The following is a 19,036-nucleotide window of genomic DNA, read 5'->3' as shown; positions in this document are numbered from 1 at the left end:
TTTTTATCGTTATACTTCATCACTCTGTTAGCACTATAGGCAAGGAAGAGTGCTGAGGCAATGCCCAGTACTAAGAAGAGGATATTGTAAATGCCAATAGTTTCGCCGGTAACCAAGGGGGAAAACCCTCCAATTCCGGTTCCACTAATGAATAAGTTTGATACTCCGTACAGATACGTTGATAGCAACGTTCTTCTGTCGTGCTCTTTTGCTAATTTACTAACCATGTTGCAATATTCTATTTTAAATTTGACAAACAATGGCGATTCGGCGTTAAAAAACGCCTACTTCGTTAAATTTTCAATGCAAAGGTACAAAAAAAAGCGGAAATATTTCTGATTATCAGAAAAAACTATTATCTTTGTAGCACATATAGTGTAAATTTAACATAAATATGGTATTATGAATCAGCAAGATCTAAACCAAATCTCTGCGCGCGGTATCTCCGAGCAGCAGATTGAACACCAGTTGGAACAAATCAAGAATGGCTTCCCATTCCTCAAACTCGAGGGTGCGGCTGCCATCGGTAAGGGTATCATGGCTCCTACAGCTCAGGAAGTAGAGAACTACGAGAAGGCGTGGAACGACTACAAGGCTGAGGGTCACAAGATTGTGAAGTTCGTACCTGCTTCAGGTGCGGCTAGCCGCATGTTCAAGAACATGTTTGCATTCCTCGATGCTCCATACGATGTTCCTACTACTGACTTCGAAAAACAATTCTTCGAGAATATCAAGAAGTTTGCTTTCCGCAAGGCACTCTGTGATAAGTGCCATGTAAACAACGAGAAGGGTATCATGTGCCTTGTCAAGAAGGGCGATTACAAGGCTGTCGTGGCTAATCTCCTCAAGCCAGAGGGATTGAACTACGGACAGTTGCCTAAGGGGTTACTCCAGTTCCACGAGTATGAGGATGAGGTTCGCACTCCAATGGAGGAGCACCTGGTTGAGGCTGCGCTCTATGCAAGCAGCAACGGCGAGGCAAACGTTCATTTCACCGTTTCTCACGACCACCTGGAACTCTTCAAGCAGATGGTAGCTGAGAAGGCAGATAAGTATGCACAGCGCTACGGCATCAAGTTTAATATCTCATTCTCAGAGCAGAAGCCTAGCACCGATACCATCGCTGCCAATCCAGACAATACTCCATTCCGTAACGAGGATGGCTCATTGCTGTTCCGTCCGGGCGGTCATGGCGCACTCATCGAGAACCTCAATGAGATTGATGCTGATGTGATATTCATCAAGAATATTGACAATGTGGTTCCTGATCGCCTGAAGGCTGAGACTGTTACCTGGAAGCAGGTGATTGCAGGTGTATTGGTTACTCTGCAGAAGCAGGCTTTCAATTATCTGAAGGTTTTAGATTCTGGTCAGTACAACCATGAGAAGCTGGAGGAGATTATCCGCTTCGTTCAGCGCGACCTCTGCTGCCGCAAGGCTGATATCAAGGAGCTGGAGGATGCCGAACTGGTTATCTATCTGCGTAAGAAGTTGAACCGTCCTATGCGTGTCTGCGGTGTCGTTAAGAACGTAGGCGAGCCTGGTGGTGGTCCATTCCTTACTTATAACCAGGATGGTACCGTAAGCCTTCAGATTTTGGAGAGCTCTCAGATTGACAAGAATAACGAGGAGTATATGAAGATGTTCACCGAGGGTACTCACTTCAATCCGGTTGACCTCGTTTGTGCTACCAAGGATTATCAGGGCAATGCCTTCGATCTACCTAAGTTCGTTGACCCATCTACCGGTTTCATCTCCAGCAAGAGTAAGAATGGTAAGGATTTGAAGGCACTCGAGTTGCCAGGTCTCTGGAATGGTGCGATGAGTGACTGGAATACAGTATTCGTAGAGGTTCCTCTCGGTACATTCAACCCAGTGAAGACCGTGAACGATCTGCTCCGCGACCAGCATCAGGCTGTAGAGGGTGGCATCAAGCACGGGCATCATCACGGAGAGGGCGGTTGCTGTGGTAAGCACTAATTTCCGATTCCGTATATCTCGATGGTAAGATATAAACACAATAAAGGCTCAGTTCCCGATTTTATTCGAGGATTGAGCCTTTATCATTGAGCTATTAATGTGTCTGCTAAAAATTATAAGATGTTCTGAATCAAATAAAATAGCCTTTTGCTTCTGTTCTGCTAAAGGAAAACTATCTGATACAAAGGATAGGAATCCTTAGCAGGAAGTTCTTAGTTGTACCAAATTTCTCCGCCTAATACTGTTGGATACTCTTCAGCTGTTGTTCTTTCTACAGGAGCCGTAATTTCTACGAACTCACCATACTCCTTTACCTTGTTAATGTTCATAATTTGTAGGTTTTGTTGATTTATTAATTTATATTACGGATTGGTATCTAATAAGGATACTGATCTTTTACTTTTTTCTACGTTGCAAAGTTACACAAAAAATGATATGCAACAAGTTTTTTGGCTAAAAATCTGTTGATATTTAACCTTCTTTAAAAGTTTTCTGCATATTTCCTGCAATACTATTCTGTTTTAGTAGAATATTTTTGTTTGTTTTCGCTAAATACCTCATAATGAGCGGGTAAATGACAGCCTTCTAATCTATAGCTTAATCGTATACACTATTAGGAGGCTGTCATTTACTTCCATTGCTTCATTATATGGATGAAGATTTCACCTTATACTATATAGAGATTTCGCCCGCCAGAGATTCGGTCAGTTTTTCTCTTACCTTTTTGTTGTCTGCATATCTTCCCTGCAGATACATCATCTTGGTGACCATAGCCTCTACCGTAGAATCGTATCCGCTTATCACATGAGCAGCTTTCAACTGGAAGCCGGCTCCGTAGCGTTCCATCTCTACACTGCCCGTAAGACATTGGCTGATATTCACGATGTTTACTCCGCGATGGGCAGCCTGATCCAGAAGACGCATGATCCATGGCGTGTGAGGAGCATTGCCTGAACCGAAAGTACGCATCACAATACCACGGAGGTCTGGTGATTCCATCACGTGGCGCACAATGTTATCCTGGATACCCGGGAAGAGACTGAACACGATGACGTTCGGATCGAGCTTCAGATGTGGAACCATTGGCTTTCTGTAATCCGGCGTAAGAATGTGATGGTCGTGATATTGGAAATTGATTCCTACATCGCAGAGGTGAGGGTAGTTGAATGAATCGAAAGCATGAAATCCCTCGGCATTGATCTTGATGGCACGGTTACCGCGAATCAGCTTGCCGTTGAAAAAAATGCATACCTCGGGCACCATCGGGCGTCCTTCGGCATTCTTGGCAGAAGCAATCTCTATGGCTGTCATCAGATTCTCCTTGCCGTCGGTTCGCAATTCACCGATAGGCAGCTGGCTACCCGTCAATATTACAGGCTTGGTCAGATTCTCAAGCATGAAGGACAAGGCAGATGAAGTGTAAGCCATTGTATCGGTGCCATGAAGGATTACGAATCCGTCATAGTTGTTGTAGTTGTTGGATATCATGCTTACGATTTCTGCCCAGCGCATAGGATCCATGTCGCTGGAATCGATAGGTGGGTCGAATTTTCGCACATCGATTTCTGCCTGAATGAGCTTGAATTCGGGCATGGAAGAAACGAGGTGATTGAAATCAAGAGGTTCCAGTACACCTGTCATCGGGTCCTTTCCCATACCGATGGTACCACCGGTATAGATGATGAGAATCTTTGGTTTTGCCATTTTCTATGTTTCTTTACATTTTGTCACGTTATCGGATGCAAAGATAATGAAAATATTTGTTTCTCCAAAACTTATTGGCTAAAAATGTATCTGAATTTTACAAAGTGTTACGAAATGTTGGTAGAAAAGCAGATGAAAACTTCAATATCTCAGCATTTTCGGTCTTAAAAGCCCTTAATATAAAGAGGTATTAGCAAAGTTTAGCAAAATAAATGCATTTTTATTCGCTTGTTACAAAAAGAAATCGTACTTTTGCAGGCGATTTAATAAAAATACTAAGTTGTTATGGTAAAAATCACATTCCCAGACGGATCTGTTCGTGAGTATGAACAGGGCGTAACTGGCTTACAAATCGCCGAGAGCATCTCACCGGCTCTCGCTCGCAACGTTGTATCTTGCGGTGTTAATGGTGAGACAGTAGAGTTGAACCGTCCTATCAATGAGGATGCAAATGTAGAACTCTACAAGTTTGAGGATGAGCAGGGTAAGCACACATTCTGGCATACATCTGCCCACTTGTTGGCTGAGGCTCTTCAGGAGCTTTACCCAGGCATCCAGTTCGGTTTCGGTCCTGCCGTAGAGAGTGGTTTCTTCTACGACGTGATGCCAGCCGAGGGTCAGGTGATTTCAGAGAATGACTTCGCCAAGATTGAGGCTAAGATGATGGAACTTGCCAAGAAGAACGAACCTGTGGTTCGCAAGGAGGTGGCTAAGGCTGATGCTCTCGCTGAGTTCAAGGCTGACGGTCAGACTTACAAGTGCGAGCATATTGAGCAGGACTTGGAGGATGGTACCATCACCACATATACCCAGGGCAATTTCACCGACCTTTGCCGTGGTCCTCATTTGATGAACACTGGCCTTATCAAGGCAGTGAAGATTACTAGTGTGGCTGGTGCTTTCTGGCGCGGTGATTCCAAGCGCGAGCAGATGACCCGTATCTACGGTATCAGCTTCCCTAAGAAGAAGATGCTCGACGAGTACTTGGTAATTCTCGAAGAGGCTAAGAAGCGTGACCACCGTAAGATTGGTAAGGAGATGGAACTCTTCATGTTCTCTGAGCGTGTAGGAAAGGGTCTTCCTATCTGGTTGCCAAAGGGCACTCAGCTCCGTCTCCGCTTGCAGGAGTTGCTCCGTTCTCTCCTGAAGCCTTACAACTATCAGGAGGTTATCTGCCCAGGTATCGGTGGCAAGAGTCTCTATGTAACATCTGGTCACTATGCTCACTATGGCAAGGATGCATTCCAGCCTATCCAGACTCCTGAGGAGGATGAGGAGTATATGCTCAAGCCAATGAACTGTCCTCACCACTGCGAGGTCTACGCTCGTAAGCCTCGTTCTTACAAGGATCTTCCTTTGCGTATCGCTGAGTTCGGTACCGTATTCCGCTATGAGAAGAGCGGTGAGCTCCATGGTTTGACTCGTGTTCGTACATTTACTCAGGATGATGCTCACATCTTCGTTCGTTCAGATCAGGTGAAGTCTGAGTTCGAGAATGTAATCGACGTAATCCTGAAGGTATTCAAGATCTTCGGTTTCGAGAACTACGAGGCACAGATTTCTCTTCACGATCCTAAGGATACAGAGAAATATATCGGTTCTGATGAGATTTGGGAAGAGAGCGAGAATGCTATCCGCGAGGCTTGCAAGGAGAAGGGCCTTGAGACACGCGAGGAGGTTGGCGAGGCTGCCTTCTATGGTCCTAAGCTCGACTTCATGGTAAAGGATGCCATCGGTCGTCGTTGGCAGTTGGGTACCATCCAGGTGGATTACAACTTGCCTGAGCGTTTCAAGTTGGAGTATACAGCCGAGGATAACTCTAAGAAGACTCCTGTGATGATCCACCGTGCACCATTCGGTTCACTGGAGCGATTCACAGCCGTTCTCATCGAGCATACCGCCGGTCACTTCCCATTGTGGTTGACTCCAGACCAGGTTGCTATTCTTCCTATCTCAGAGAAGTTCAACGATTATGCTCAGAAGGTACGTCAGTATCTTGACAAGCAGGGCGTTCGTGCTTTGGTTGATGACCGTAACGAGAAGATTGGCCGCAAGATTCGCGACAACGAGTTGAAGCGTGTTCCTTACATGGTCATCGTTGGTGAGAAGGAGAGTGCCGAGGGCTTGGTATCTATGCGTAAGCAGGGTGGTGGCGAACAGGCTACCATGAGCATGGAAGAGTTCGCTCAGCGCATCAATGCCGAGGTTGCAGAGCAATTGAAGGCAGCTGAGGAGTAATCCCGCAGATTGATATTTTCTAATCTCCCGCAGATTTCACAGATTTACACAGATTTTTTCTGTTGAGGGCTCTGTCCCACAGATTTTTTGTGTTGAGGGTTTAGTCCCACAGATTTCACAGATTTACACAGATTTTTGTGTGTTCTGTTGAATATCTGTAACAACTGTGACGTCTGTGGGAGATTTTTTTTGTTAAGGAGGATTTTAAAATCGTTTGGTTATGACAGAAAATGAGATATCTTATAAGATCATTGGAGCTATTTATAAGGTTTATAATGAATTGGGACCAGGTTTACTTGAGTCGGTTTATGAAGCAGCTCTGTGCTATCAGTTGCGCAAAGATGGACTTAGGGTAGAGAATCAGGTAAAGTTGGATGTCATGTATGATGGTAAGGTTTTGCCTGTAGATTTCCGTCTGGATATTCTTGTAGAAGATAAAGTCATAGTCGAACTGAAGTCTGTGGCAGAAATGAAAGATGTCTTTCATAAGCAATTGCTTACGTATTTGCGTGTGGCGAAGAAGCATCTTGGAATATTGGTCAATTTTTCCACCACAGATATACGAAAATCAATCTTCCGTAAAGTCAATGGATATACTCCCATGGATTGAATGTTTTTCTTAATCCCGCAAATCGATGTCTTTACGTCCCACAGATTGATGTTTTTACGTCCCACAGAATTATAGTTTAAGTCCCACAGATTTCACAGATTTACACAGATTTTGTTCTTTATCATAAAGATCTGTGTAAATCTGTGAAATCTGTGGGACATAAAAACATCAATCTGTGGGACTTAAACAATAATTCTGTGGGAAAAACAAAGAATCTGTGGGGAAAATTAAAAATAACCCACTGAAAATTTGGCGGTTTCACAAAATAATCGTAACTTTGCAGCCGTTTAATCAAAAAGACAAAAAAGAATATATCGAATAGTTAATGAAAAATGACAAAATGAAAAATCAGTACCGCGTAAACGAACAGATTCGTGCACGCGACGTGAGAGTAGTGAGTGATGGTGGAGCAGAAGTGATGCCAGCACGTAAGGCGTTGGAGTTGGCACGTCAGCAAGAGCTTGACTTAGTCGAGATATCTCCTAATGCGCAACCACCAGTTTGCCGTATAGTTGACTATTCTAAATTCCTTTACCAGCAGAAGAAGCATGCAAAGGAAATGAAGCAGAAGCAGGTAAAGGTGGAGACCAAGGAAATCCGTTTCGGACCTCAGACAGATGAGCACGACTATCAGTTCAAGCTCAAGCACGCTATGGAGTTCCTCAACGAGGGTAACAAGGTTCGTGCATACGTTTTCTTCCGTGGTCGCTCTATTCTCTTCAAGGAGCAGGGTGAGGTTCTTCTTCTCCGTTTCGCCAATGATTTGGAAGAGTACGGAAAGGTGGAGCAGATGCCAAAGCTTGAAGGTAAGAAGATGTTCCTCTACATGAGTCCTAAGAAGGCTGGTACTGCAAAGAAGAGCCAGCAGAAGATGGACCGTGAGAAGCGAGAGGCTGAAGCTAAGGCTGCTGCAGATGCAGAGCGCGCTGCTAATGCTGAGAAGAATGGCTTGCTCGCCAATGCTAAAGGCGGCGATGCCCTGAAGAAACTCGCAGAAGGAACAGAGGATTAAGAAAAAAAGATGCGTAACGCCCTGGTATATGCGTTGCCATCGCTATAATAAATAACAATTTAAAATTAAAAGTAAAAATGCCAAAAGTAAAGACTAATTCCGGCGCAAAGAAGAGATTCCGTTTCACCGGTACAGGTAAGATTAAGCGTCATCACGCTTTTCACAGTCACATCTTGACTAAGAAGACAAAGAAGCAGAAGAGAAATCTCCTTGGTGAGACTCTCGTAGACCGTTCAAACTTGAAGCAGGTTCGCGACTTGCTCTGCCTCCGTTAATTATTAACTTTTTAGTCGAACTTTTAAAGAAAAAAAATTATGCCAAGATCAGTAAATCACGTTGCATCAAAAGCAAAAAGAACAAGAATCTTGAAGCTCACTAAGGGTTACTATGGAGCTCGCAAGAATGTATGGACAGTAGCTAAGAACACTTGGGAGAAGGGTCTTACCTACGCTTATCGCGATCGTCGTAACAAGAAGCGCACATTCCGCGCATTGTGGATTCAGCGTATCAACGCTGCTGCTCGCCTCGATGGTATGAGCTACAGCCAGTTGATGGGTGCTCTTCACAAGGCTGGTATCGAGATTAACCGTAAGGTTCTTGCTGACCTCGCTGTAAACAACCCTGAGGCTTTCAAGGCTATCGTTGCAAAGGTGAAGTAAATCCAGCGCTAAATTTTTTATAGTGTTAGTGAGAACACATAGGGAGTTTAGCCTCTAGATTTTGAAAAGATTGAATCCCCAGCTATCATTCATTTGATGGCTGGGGATTTTTGTTTTCTCCACTTCCTGTATTTTGTTTTCTCCAACTTTCATTCTTGCATATCCCATTCTTGCATATTTCATCTCGCATATATAAAAAAACATGCGTCCTGGGGGGCGCATGTCTTTTTATTGCTGTTTTAAAAAACTATTACTTCTTAATCATCTTCTTGGTTTCACCATTGGTATACTTTACGATGTAAACTTGGCCACTTTGCATGTCTGTAACCTGCTGACCAGCCATGTTGTAGATAGCTTTCACACCGTTTGGCAGGGTGAGGGTCTCAACGTTCTTGATGCCAGTGGTGTAATCCTTGAGGGTGATGGTACGGGTTACGCAATTCTTCAGGTCGTTAGAAGTAACGGTGAAGGTTACGTAGGTATCAAAACTATCGGTTGTAATCTTCTTGGTAACGTAGGCACCAGCACCGATAGCCTCCAACTGGAAGTTGTTGATATCCAAATTCTTATTGTAGCCTTCAATCTCCAATTCTCCGGCTTCATCAAACTCGTTTGTGATGTCCTTACCATCCATGGTAACCTTCTTCACATCAGCATTGTAAACCATCTCTACATCGTCTACATACAAAACGTCTGGATTGGTCTCGCTCTTGCTGCCGCCGCTAGGCACAGCGCAGGTTGACATGGTAACCAGGGCTGCCTTAGGCATTTCCTCAGCATTGTCGTATGTAAATGGGATGGTAATCTCCTGCCACTCGTCCTTGCTCTCGATAGAAGAGTTGTTGGCACGGGCGATGATGTTGGCTGCATACTTGTCGTCCTCCGGGTCCTGAACCATGTTGCCGTTGGTCAAGAGGGCACTGATGGTAGCCTTAGGATTCTTGTTGCCGTCGCCAGCCTTGAACTTCACCCAAACCTTCATGGCATCAGGCTTATTGTTGAGCACAGCATAGAATGGATCGCCGTTGGCATCCACATCTGCAGAGCTGAAATCCAGGAATGAGCAGTTGTCCTTGCTTGATGCAGTCATGCTGCCAGCCTTCAGACGACCGGTGGTGATGGTACCGTTGGCAGAAGCTGCAACAATTGAACCCACCTTCACTGGAGTAGAAACAATCTTTACACACTGCTTGTTGTCTTCTGCTGCGTTCTCGCGCACCTCAGAAGATGCATAGGTATGTATAGCTGCTGAAACCATGCTTGCCATGCTGCCCGTAGAGCTCATGAAAGAGTGCCATCCGTTAGGCTCCTGGCTCTTGGCGCTGCTATAGGATGCTTCGTGGAAATTCTCGAAACCGGCGTTTGGCAACTGGCCCATCTCGTTGGTATTCTTGCCCAGCTTTACGCCTACAATCATGTTGCCAGCCAATGGAATATTGAGGCAGGCATTGAAATTGTCGCCCTTCAGTTCACCCTTCAGGAGGATGTTCACGTTGCCGAGACCTGGTCCCATCCATTCTACGTTCTCATCGTCACCCTTGGTAATCTGGATATCCTTTGCTGCATTGAGCATGATGACGTTGCCACACTTGGTAGCCTCTACATCCTTGATAACGATGTTACCAATCTGCATGAAATCGTTCATCTTGAAGTTGAGCAGGCTCATGGTGTATTTGCCGTCTTTCTGCTCATCCACGTTCACCTTGATGTCGCCCACAGGCATGTCCGTTCCCATCATGTTTACCACGAGAGGGCAGGTGTAATCCTTTGCCATCATCTGCATAGAGCAGAGTGCTGCTGCTACTAAAGTAAAAATATTCTTCATAAGTTTTCCTTTCTTTTATTATGATATAATTGATTTTTCTCTCCTATACATTATTATATATAAGATATTCTGGAGCAGATTTCCTATTTCAGCTGATAGCTCAGTCCGATGGTGCCGTAGATGGGATACATCGACTGCTCTATCACGTGGAAGTCTTTCTTGAACACTTCTGATAAGCCCCAGGTTAAGCCCACGTAGACGCCCCAGCGCTTCGAGAAATTCCAGTCGGCACCTACGTCGATGCCAAACTGCCAGTTGCGCATATCGTCCGAGAAGTCGTATTCGCCACGCTCTCCGTCCTCATGTCCCAGTTCTACCTTGGGCCCCGTAGGGTCGCCCTGGCGCAGATAACCGTCGTAGGCGCTGCCCTCAAACTTATGCGAGGTGACGTAGGAGAAGTAAGGACCCAGCTTCAGGCGAAGCTTCTCCGTAACGTCGTAAGTGGCTTGCACTGGGATCGTTGCGAGGTTCTGGTCAACCGTTGTTATAACGTTGCCCGTGAACACGCCATCCAGCTGCTCACCACCTTTCACCATGGTCATGTGGTAGTTCTTTACGCCCGCATCAATCTTCATGCCCTTGCCTTCGAAGTGCAGACCGAACATCAATCCCCACTTGTTGTCCAGGGGATAGTGGGCGTCGATGCCGAGCAGCAGGTTAGGCTGCAGCGTGTAGCTGTGGAGGGTTCGGATGGTGGCAGGCATGCCGATAGGGGCAGTGCCACCCAGGTTGTAGCCGATGCGTGCCTGGTAGGTGAATTTGTGGAGCAGTTCTCCCAGATTCTGTCCCCATGCCTCAGCAGAGCAGAGGCATAGGATTGCGGCTGATATGATGAATGACTTTTTCATTGTCTTGTCTTCTTTTTTCTAAATCTTCTCAATCTCTTCTTAATGAATCTTCTTTGTAAGGATCTTCTCATTGAATCTTCTTTGGCAGAATCATTTATTCCTTTTCGCAGGCGATGCGGAACTGATCCACCCACAATGTACTTCCGATGGCTCCCATGAACGAGGCGCCTTCTACGCTCGATGAGCAGACGATGGCCATGCTGTAGCCCATGTTTCTGAGTTTCTGGGCATCCACCTCCTTCTTATAAACGAAGTCGAGGTCGAAATGGGTCCACTCGGGCGTGTCGTCGATGTCTGGCACCTTGGCGATTGCCACCACCTGAGGGCTGGTCTGCACGTTGTCGCCATAGAGCACGATGCTGTTGCCCTCGGCGTCGTGGTTGTCGTAGAACACGGCATAGATGGTGCCGTAGTCTTTCTTGCCTTCCACCACCTTCTTCTGGCGGTTGGTGAACACATCGCCACGCTTGTATCGGTAGTAGCCGCTGAATTTGGTAGGCTTGAAACTTACGGGCACGCCAAACTGGGTGGCCTTCATAGCATCCTTCAGTGCCTGACTGACGTCGAACTTTCCGATGAAGAGGTTGCCCGCAGCGATAGGCATCTTGGCCATTGCGCCAAACTGGTCGGTATCGCTGGTGGTGAGCTTCACGCAGGCGCCGTCGTAGCCTTCCTCCACAGGCACCGATGGATATTGGTCTGGCTTGGCAGACTTTCGGCTCATGTAGAAGCCCGGATTTCCCGTAGCCCAGTTGTTGGCAAGCGTACCGTCGTCGTTCTTGTCGCTCCAGACATAATATTTATGAACGGGCTTGTTTTCGTTGAGGAAATAGTTTTCGAAGTCGTACTTCATCACTTCGTAAACCACGGGCGGGAAGGTGAATCCCACTCTGTACTGCCGTTTCCAGTTGCCATCCTCGGAAGTAACGGTGTAGGTTACTTGCCCGTTGGTGAAATCCTGCACCGAACCGTTGGCAGGCGATAGGGTAGCGCCTGGTGTAATCTGGAATTTCGGTGCGAAGTGCGATAGGTCGGTTCCCTTTTTTACGAGGAAGCTGATTTCATTTTCCGTAGACATCACGTTCTGCAGGGTATCTGTGGCTTTGAGGAAGCATTCTTCCCAGTTGCCGTTGTTGGGGATGAAGGCCTGCTCAATGTCGCATTCGGCATTGAGGGGTTCGTCCTTGAAGCACGAGGAGAGGGTAGTGATGCAACTCATTGATAGAGCGGCTACTATAAATCTTGACTGTTTCATATCTTGAACTTTCTTTTCCTTTTGTAATCTGGAGAATCGTTTCTCTTTCTTTTCAGATAATTCTTGAGAGAATGATTTCTCTAGCTCATATAAATTATTGCTTTATCGGTTGCAAAGATAAACAGAAAACTTGAAACTACCAAAGGTTTTTGAGTTTTTCGACATGTTTTGATAGAAAAATACCATGAATCAGTGGTTTTAGGATATGAATTAGTCGAGATGAGTTTACAGAAGTAGGCAGATAGTGCCCGATAGTTTATTTTTTTAAATACACATAATAAAAAAGGGAACTGAAATCTCATTACTGAAATTTCAGTCCCCTGAATGTTATTTAGCTAATGAATAGCAAATGCTTGATCTGTTTAAGATTAAGCCTTGCCCTCCATCTGAGCCTTCAACTTAGCGAGTGCATCGATATCACCGAGTGATGTGCTAGCAGCAACGTTGTTGATCATAGCTGTCTCGTTGTTGTTCTTGCGACCGCCGTTTGCACGCTTGTGAGCTGGCTTAGCAACTGGCTCGTTACCCTCCTCGAATGTACGAGAGTGAGAGAGGATGATGCGCTTTGTCTCCTTAACGAACTCGATAACCTTGAAGTCGAGAGTCTCGCCCTTCTTAGCCATTGTGCCGTCCTCCTTAGTGAGGTGCTTAGGAGTAGCGAAACCTTCACCACCCTCAGCGAGAGCTACAACAGCACCCTTGTCCATCAACTCAGTGATAGTACCCTGGTGAACAGAACCTGGAGTGTAGATTGCCTCATACTCATCCCATGGGTTCTTCTCCAACTGCTTGTGGCCGAGGCTCAAGCGACGGTTCTCCTTATCGATTTCGAGAACTACTACGTCGATAGAAGCGCCTACAGAAGTGAACTCAGATGGGTGCTTAACCTTCTTGGTCCAAGAGAGGTCAGAGATGTGGATCAAACCATCAACACCTTCCTCGAGCTCTACGAAGATACCGAAGTTAGTGAAGTTACGAACCTTAGCTGTGTGCTTGCTGCCAACAGGATACTTAGTCTCGATAGCCTCCCATGGATCTTCCTTGAGCTGCTTGATACCAAGGCTCATCTTGCGCTCAGCGCGGTCGAGAGTCAGGATAACTGCCTCTACCTCGTCACCTACCTTCATGAAGTCCTGAGCAGAACGCAAGTGCTGGCTCCAAGACATCTCAGATACGTGGATCAAGCCCTCTACACCTGGAGCAATCTCAACGAATGCACCATAGTCAGCCATAACCACTACCTTACCCTTAACGTGATCACCTACCTTGAGGTTCTCGTCGAGAGCATCCCATGGATGTGGAGTGAGCTGCTTCAAACCGAGAGCGATACGCTTCTTCTCCTCATCGAAGTCGAGGATAACAACGTTGATCTTCTGGTCGAGAGATACAACCTCGTGTGGATCGCTTACGCGGCCCCAAGAGAGGTCTGTGATGTGGATCAAACCGTCAACACCGCCGAGGTCAACGAATACACCGTAAGTAGTGATGTTCTTAACGGTACCCTCGAGGATCTGACCCTTCTCGAGCTTGCCGATAATCTCCTTACGCTGCTGCTCGAGCTCCTGCTCGATGAGAGCCTTGTGAGATACAACGACATTGCGGAACTCCTGGTTGATCTTTACAACCTTGAACTCCATTGTCTTGCCTACGAATACGTCGTAGTCGCGTATAGGGTGAACGTCGATCTGGCTTCCTGGCAAGAAAGCTTCGATACCGAAAACGTCAACGATCATACCGCCCTTAGTGCGGCACTTGATGTAACCCTGGATAACTTCCTCGTTCTCGAGAGCTGCATTAACACGCTCCCAAGACTTGCTGAGGCGAGCCTTCTTGTGAGAGAGTACCAACTGACCCTTTACGTCCTCCTGGTTCTCTACATAAACCTCAACCTTGTCGCCTACCTTGAGGTCTGGGTTGTAACGGAATTCAGAAGCAGGGATAATACCATCGCTCTTGTAACCGATGTTTACGATAACCTCTTTCTTGTCTACAGAGATTACTGTACCCTCTACAACCTGGTGTTCTGTTACCTTGTTAAGAGTTTCGTCATAGGCCTTCTCGAGGTCTGTTTTGCTGACGTTTGCGCTTGTGCCATTCTCAAACTCATCCCAATTGAAGTCGTCCAATGGCTTTACGTTCTTTAAATCTGACATAAAAAATAATTAAAAAATTAAAATTAATAAAGTTTGACTTTATGTGAATTGTATAAATCGGGCGCAAAATTACTCATTTTCTTTGAGTTACAGGCATTTACTCTTGAATTTCTTCTTTTTGTTAGTAATATTTAACTAAAAACACTATTTTTGGTGGGTTCCTTCAGGGAAATACATAATATATATATGCATAACCTTTAAAATGTTCTGGTAACTTCTTCCTCGATATTTCTTCCTGTGATGTTCTTCTCTGTTATCCGTGTTTTCATCTGATTCTATGATGAAAATGAAGAGGGAAGAAAAATAATGGCGAAAGAAAAAAACGGGCGAAATTCTCATTTGTATGAAAATGAGTTAAATTCATTAAAAAAAGACACCGAAATGTTGGCGATAACAAAATAATTGTTACCTTTGCGTTCAAAATGTAATGAATATAATAAAATAAATGATATGACACTAGTCATCCTTGCCATACTGATACTGGCATATATTCTCATTGCAACCGAGAATATTACCAAGGTGAACCGTGCTGCCGTAGCCATCTTTGCTGGAACGGTAGGATGGGTTCTCTATATCTGTTTCGGTATGGACTTTGTGACCAGTGAACACTCTTCTGATTATTCACGCTATCTGAATCTCGGAATGTGGAACGAGATAGAATCCACCAGTACAACGGTGAAGTATTTTATTGCCCGTAACATCTTCCTTCCTTATGTGGGTAGAGCAGCAGAAATCGTACTTTTCCTGCTAGCCACTATGACGATAGTTGAAATTCTCAATAACAACGGATGCTTCGATTTCATACGCCAGTTGTTACGTACCCGAAGCGCTAAGAAAATGCTATGGATTCTCGCTGCCGTGACCTTTGTTATTTCGGCAAATCTCGATAATCTTACTACAACAGTGATGATGCTTACGATGATGCATGGAGTGATTCCAAACCGTCGTCAGCGCATGGTGTATGGAGGTGCCATTCTTCTTTCTGCCAACTGTGGCGGAGCTCTTACCGTTATCGGAAATCCGGAAGGACTGGTGATGTGGAATATGGGTGCTGTAACGGCTACTCATTATTTCCTGTCGCTTCTGCTGCCATGTCTTGCAGCCTGGCTCATTCCGTTGTTGATGATGCAGCGCATGCTGCCTGAAAGAGTAGAGACAGAATGGATTGCTATGCCATACCGCGGGGATGATACCCGTCTCAATGTATGGCAGCGCTTGCTGATGCTCTTTGTGGGCATCGGTGGATTGTGGTTTATCCCTACCTTCCATAATATTACGAAATTAAGTCCTTTCCTCGGTGCGCTCTGCGTATTGGGCGTACTTTGGATTGTGAACGAGATATTCAACCGTAAACTCATGAATATGGATGCGATGGCTGACCGTCGCACTCCTAGAGTGTTCCAATACGGAGTCGTCCAGATGATTCTCTTCGTGATGGGTATCATGCTTGCCATCGGAGTGGTGAAGGAGACTGGCGCTTTTGACGATTTTGCTACTCTTCTCAACTCTGTCGGTATGGATGATAAGCGTCCTGGCGTGCTGTTGCATGGCGTCTTGGCTGGTATCATCAGTACTGTACTTGACAACTTTGCTACAGCCATGAACTTTTTCTCCCTTCATGATCTGGCAAATGTGAATGATCCATCATTCAGCATGCTTACTGATTATCAAACCAATGGTATCTACTGGCAGATGATTGCATATTGCGTAATGGCTGGTGGTAACGTTCTTGGTATCGGTACAATCAGCGGTCTTGCCCTGATGAAGATGGAGCGTATGCACATGGGGTGGTATTTCCGCAATATTGGCTGGAAAGCTTTGATGGGTGGCGTCATCGGACTTGCTATCCTTTGGCTCTCTCATATCCTGGTGGCTGGTGCCGCAAACCTAATTATTTAAATCGATAAACCCAAACAAAGCAAGGGGTATACCCTTGGATACCTACTGTATATGTAGGGGTAATGGATGAAAAACATCATCCTGAGAGGATAATAAACTAACATTAAAAAATATATATAATATAATAAGGTATAGTTATGGCAAAGATTAAGACTATTGGAATTTTAACATCTGGAGGAGATGCTCCAGGTATGAATGCTGCTATCCGTGCGGTTACCCGTTCGGCTATCTACAACGGTTTCACTGTGAAAGGTATCTATCGTGGTTACGATGGTCTCATCAATGATGAAATTAAAACCTTTTCTACAGAGAATGTAAGCGGTATCATCGGTACTGGTGGTACGATGCTGAAGACAGCCCGTTCTAAGGAATTCATGACCGAGGAAGGTCGTCAGAAGGCATTTGAAACGATTCAGAAAGAGGAAATAGATGCGCTTGTCGTGATTGGCGGTAACGGTTCGCTGACAGGTGCGATGAATTTCGCACGTGAGTTTGATATATGCTGCATCGGATTGCCAGGAACAATTGATAATGACCTTTATGGTACAGACAATACGATTGGTTATGATACTACGATGAATACCATCGTAGAATGTGTTGACCGCATCCGTGATACTGCGCAGAGCCACGAGCGTATCTTCTTTATCGAGGTGATGGGCCGTGATGCCGGTTTCCTGGCGCAGAATTCAGCTATCGCCAGTGGAGCAGAGGCAGCTATCATTCCAGAGGATTCTACCGACGTAGACCAGTTGGCTCAATTCATGGAGCGTGGTATCCGTAAGTCTAAGAAGAGTTGTATCGTCATCGTGTCAGAGAGTCCTAAGTGCGGTGCTCTTTATTATGCCGACCGTGTGCGCAAGGAGTTCCCTGAGTTTGATGTACGTGTATCTATCCTGGGTCACTTGCAGCGTGGCGGCCGTCCATCAGCCCGTGACCGTATTCTTGCGAGCCGTACCGGTTGTGGCGCCATCGAGGCTATCATGCAGGGACAGCGCAATGTGATGATTGGTGTACGCAACAACGAGGTGGTATACGTTCCGCTTTCTGAAGCCATCCGCTCTGATAAGCCATTCGACCGTAAACTGATCAAGGTTTTGGACGAGTTGAGTATCTGATTTATAGAGATTGGAGTAAGAAGAAGGGAGTTTGGACTCCTGACTTCTTGCTTTTGCATAGGAAAATGGTTTAAAGGGAACTAAAAATGGTTTAATAAGGTATAAAAGCCGAATAAAACTTTAAATTAATTTGTGGTTTCCATAAATTGTTGTTACTTTTGCAGTCAAGAATAATATAAATATATATAACTTTTAAACTAATAAGCTTATGTCACAAATTAACGGACGTATCTCTCAGATTATCGGTCCTGTTATCGACGTTTACTTCGATACAAAGGGCGAGAATCCAGAGAAGGTGCTTCCTAAAATTTATGAAGCTCTGAAGGTAAAACGTCCAGACGGACGCGAACTTGTCATCGAGGTGCAGCAGCACATCGGTGAGGATACAGTTCGCTGTGTCGCTATGGATAACACCGACGGTTTGCAGCGCGGCTTGGAGGTTATCCCTACAGGTAACCCAATCCAGATGCCAGCCGGAGAGCAGATCAAGGGCCGTATGATGAATGTCATCGGACAGCCTATTGATGGTATGAATGAATTGGACATGAAGGGTGCTTATCCTATCCACCGTGAGGCTCCGAAGTTTGACGAACTTTCTACTCACAAGGAGATGCTTGCTACCGGTATTAAGGTGATTGACCTGCTCGAGCCTTACATGAAGGGTGGTAAGATTGGTCTTTTCGGTGGTGCCGGTGTAGGTAAGACAGTGCTTATCATGGAGTTGATCAACAACATTGCCAAGGGACACAACGGCTACTCTGTATTTGCCGGAGTAGGTGAGCGTACCCGTGAGGGTAACGACTTGATTCGAGACATGCTCGAGTCTGGCGTTATCAAGTATGGCGAGAAGTTCCGTAAAGCGATGGAAGAAGGTAAGTGGGATCTCTCACTTGTCGATCCTGAGGAACTTGCCAAGAGTCAGGCTACCCTGGTATATGGTCAGATGAATGAGCCACCTGGGGCACGTGCTTCTGTAGCTCTCTCTGGTTTGACCGTAGCTGAGGAGTTCCGTGATCACGGAGGTAAGAATGGTGAGGCAGCGGATATCATGTTCTTCATCGATAACATCTTCCGTTTCACCCAGGCTGGTTCTGAGGTATCTGCGCTGTTGGGTCGTATGCCATCAGCCGTAGGTTATCAGCCAACGCTGGCTTCTGAGATGGGTGCCATGCAGGAGCGAATCACTTCTACCAAGAATGGTTCCATCACCTCTGTACAGGCTGTTTATGTGCCTGCCGATGACTTGACCGACCCTGCTCCAGCTACCACCTTTACTCACCTGGATGCTACCACAGAGCTTTCCCGTAAGATTGCATCTCTCGGTATCTATCCTGCCGTAGACCCGCTGGGTTCTACCTCTCGTATCCTCGACCCGCTGATTGTGGGCAAGGCACACTACGATTGTGCACAGCGAGTAAAGCAGTTGTTGCAGCGTTATAACGAGTTGCAGGATATCATCGCCATCCTCGGTATGGATGAGCTCTCTGATGAGGATAAGTTGACCGTGAACCGTGCACGCCGTGTACAGCGTTTCCTGAGTCAGCCATTCACCGTAGCAGAGCAGTTTACCGGTTTGAAGGGTGTGATGGTTCCTATCGAAGAGACTATCAAGGGCTTCAACGCCATCCTCGACGGTGAGGTAGATGACCTGCCAGAGCAGGCATTCCTCAACGTAGGTACTATCGAGGATGCCAAGGAGAAGGCTAAGCAGTTGCTCGCAGCAGCACAGGCGTAATCT

At 45.8% G+C, this 19,036-nt stretch carries 14 protein-coding genes; 9 read left to right on the top strand and 5 right to left on the bottom strand.

Going from position 1 to position 19,036, the window contains the following annotated elements; all coding sequences use genetic code 11:
• The first annotated feature begins 402 nt into the window (after positions 1–402).
• Positions 403–1,980, top strand: a complete 1,578-nt coding sequence (locus F7D47_RS14380; RefSeq protein WP_153085469.1) for a DUF4301 family protein — start codon at positions 403–405, stop codon at positions 1,978–1,980.
• Between the two features lie 672 nt (positions 1,981–2,652).
• On the opposite strand, the gene F7D47_RS14375 is transcribed toward F7D47_RS14380, so the two are convergent.
• Complete coding sequence (locus F7D47_RS14375; protein ID WP_153082043.1) at positions 2,653–3,684, bottom strand: asparaginase; 1,032 nt, start codon at positions 3,682–3,684, stop codon at positions 2,653–2,655.
• 285 nt (positions 3,685–3,969) lie between these two features.
• On the opposite strand from F7D47_RS14375, the gene thrS reads away from it, so the two are divergent.
• From thrS to rplT, 5 genes are all read left to right on the top strand, one after another.
• A complete protein-coding gene (gene thrS, locus F7D47_RS14370; protein ID WP_153085470.1) occupies positions 3,970–5,922 on the top strand; it encodes a threonine--tRNA ligase in 1,953 nt (650 codons plus the stop codon).
• Positions 5,923–6,142: 220 nt separating this feature from the next.
• A complete protein-coding gene (locus tag F7D47_RS14365; RefSeq protein WP_117586280.1) occupies positions 6,143–6,532 on the top strand; it encodes a GxxExxY protein in 390 nt (129 codons plus the stop codon).
• Positions 6,533–6,857: 325 nt separating this feature from the next.
• Positions 6,858–7,544: a translation initiation factor IF-3 gene (gene infC / locus F7D47_RS14360; protein WP_117692814.1), complete on the top strand. Its 687-nt coding sequence runs from the start codon at positions 6,858–6,860 to the stop codon at positions 7,542–7,544.
• Positions 7,545–7,621: 77 nt separating this feature from the next.
• Positions 7,622–7,819: a 50S ribosomal protein L35 gene (gene rpmI / locus F7D47_RS14355; RefSeq protein WP_006846865.1), complete on the top strand. Its 198-nt coding sequence runs from the start codon at positions 7,622–7,624 to the stop codon at positions 7,817–7,819.
• A 39-nt stretch (positions 7,820–7,858) separates the two neighbouring features.
• Positions 7,859–8,203, top strand: coding sequence for a 50S ribosomal protein L20 (gene rplT, locus F7D47_RS14350; RefSeq protein WP_006846863.1), 345 nt, complete (start codon positions 7,859–7,861; stop codon positions 8,201–8,203).
• A 250-nt stretch (positions 8,204–8,453) separates the two neighbouring features.
• On the opposite strand, the gene F7D47_RS14345 is transcribed toward rplT, so the two are convergent.
• The 4 genes from F7D47_RS14345 to rpsA form a co-directional block, all read right to left on the bottom strand.
• Positions 8,454–10,028, bottom strand: coding sequence for a calycin-like domain-containing protein (locus tag F7D47_RS14345; RefSeq protein ID WP_153085471.1), 1,575 nt, complete (start codon positions 10,026–10,028; stop codon positions 8,454–8,456).
• Positions 10,029–10,111: 83 nt separating this feature from the next.
• A complete protein-coding gene (locus F7D47_RS14340) occupies positions 10,112–10,876 on the bottom strand; it encodes a porin family protein (protein ID WP_153085472.1) in 765 nt (254 codons plus the stop codon).
• Between the two features lie 94 nt (positions 10,877–10,970).
• Positions 10,971–12,131 carry a PCMD domain-containing protein gene (locus F7D47_RS14335; protein ID WP_194252611.1) on the bottom strand — a complete coding sequence of 387 codons (1,161 nt, stop codon included), beginning with the start codon at positions 12,129–12,131 and terminating at the stop codon, positions 10,971–10,973.
• A gap of 368 nt (positions 12,132–12,499) precedes the next feature.
• Positions 12,500–14,284 (bottom strand): 30S ribosomal protein S1, encoded by a 1,785-nt coding sequence (rpsA, locus tag F7D47_RS14330; protein ID WP_022121938.1) that lies wholly within the window; start codon positions 14,282–14,284, stop codon positions 12,500–12,502.
• A 450-nt stretch (positions 14,285–14,734) separates the two neighbouring features.
• Here rpsA and F7D47_RS14325 point away from each other — a divergent pair, with 450 nt between their 5' ends.
• From F7D47_RS14325 to atpD, 3 genes are all read left to right on the top strand, one after another.
• The gene (locus F7D47_RS14325) at positions 14,735–16,183 is read left to right on the top strand and encodes an SLC13 family permease (RefSeq protein ID WP_153085473.1); all 1,449 of its coding nucleotides are present in this window, start codon (positions 14,735–14,737) and stop codon (positions 16,181–16,183) included.
• Positions 16,184–16,320: 137 nt separating this feature from the next.
• On the top strand, positions 16,321–17,298 hold the full coding sequence (gene pfkA, locus F7D47_RS14320) for a 6-phosphofructokinase (protein ID WP_006846856.1): 978 nt from the start codon (positions 16,321–16,323) through the stop codon (positions 17,296–17,298).
• A 208-nt stretch (positions 17,299–17,506) separates the two neighbouring features.
• Positions 17,507–19,033 (top strand): F0F1 ATP synthase subunit beta, encoded by a 1,527-nt coding sequence (gene atpD, locus F7D47_RS14315; protein WP_006846855.1) that lies wholly within the window; start codon positions 17,507–17,509, stop codon positions 19,031–19,033.
• The last annotated feature ends 3 nt before the right edge of the window (positions 19,034–19,036 follow it).

Origin of the sequence: Segatella copri (assembly GCF_009494835.1) — a bacterium.
In the GTDB taxonomy this organism is placed as follows: Bacteria; Bacteroidota; Bacteroidia; order Bacteroidales; family Bacteroidaceae; genus Prevotella; species Prevotella copri_F.
This window is presented reverse-complemented; position numbering and strand designations above follow the sequence as displayed.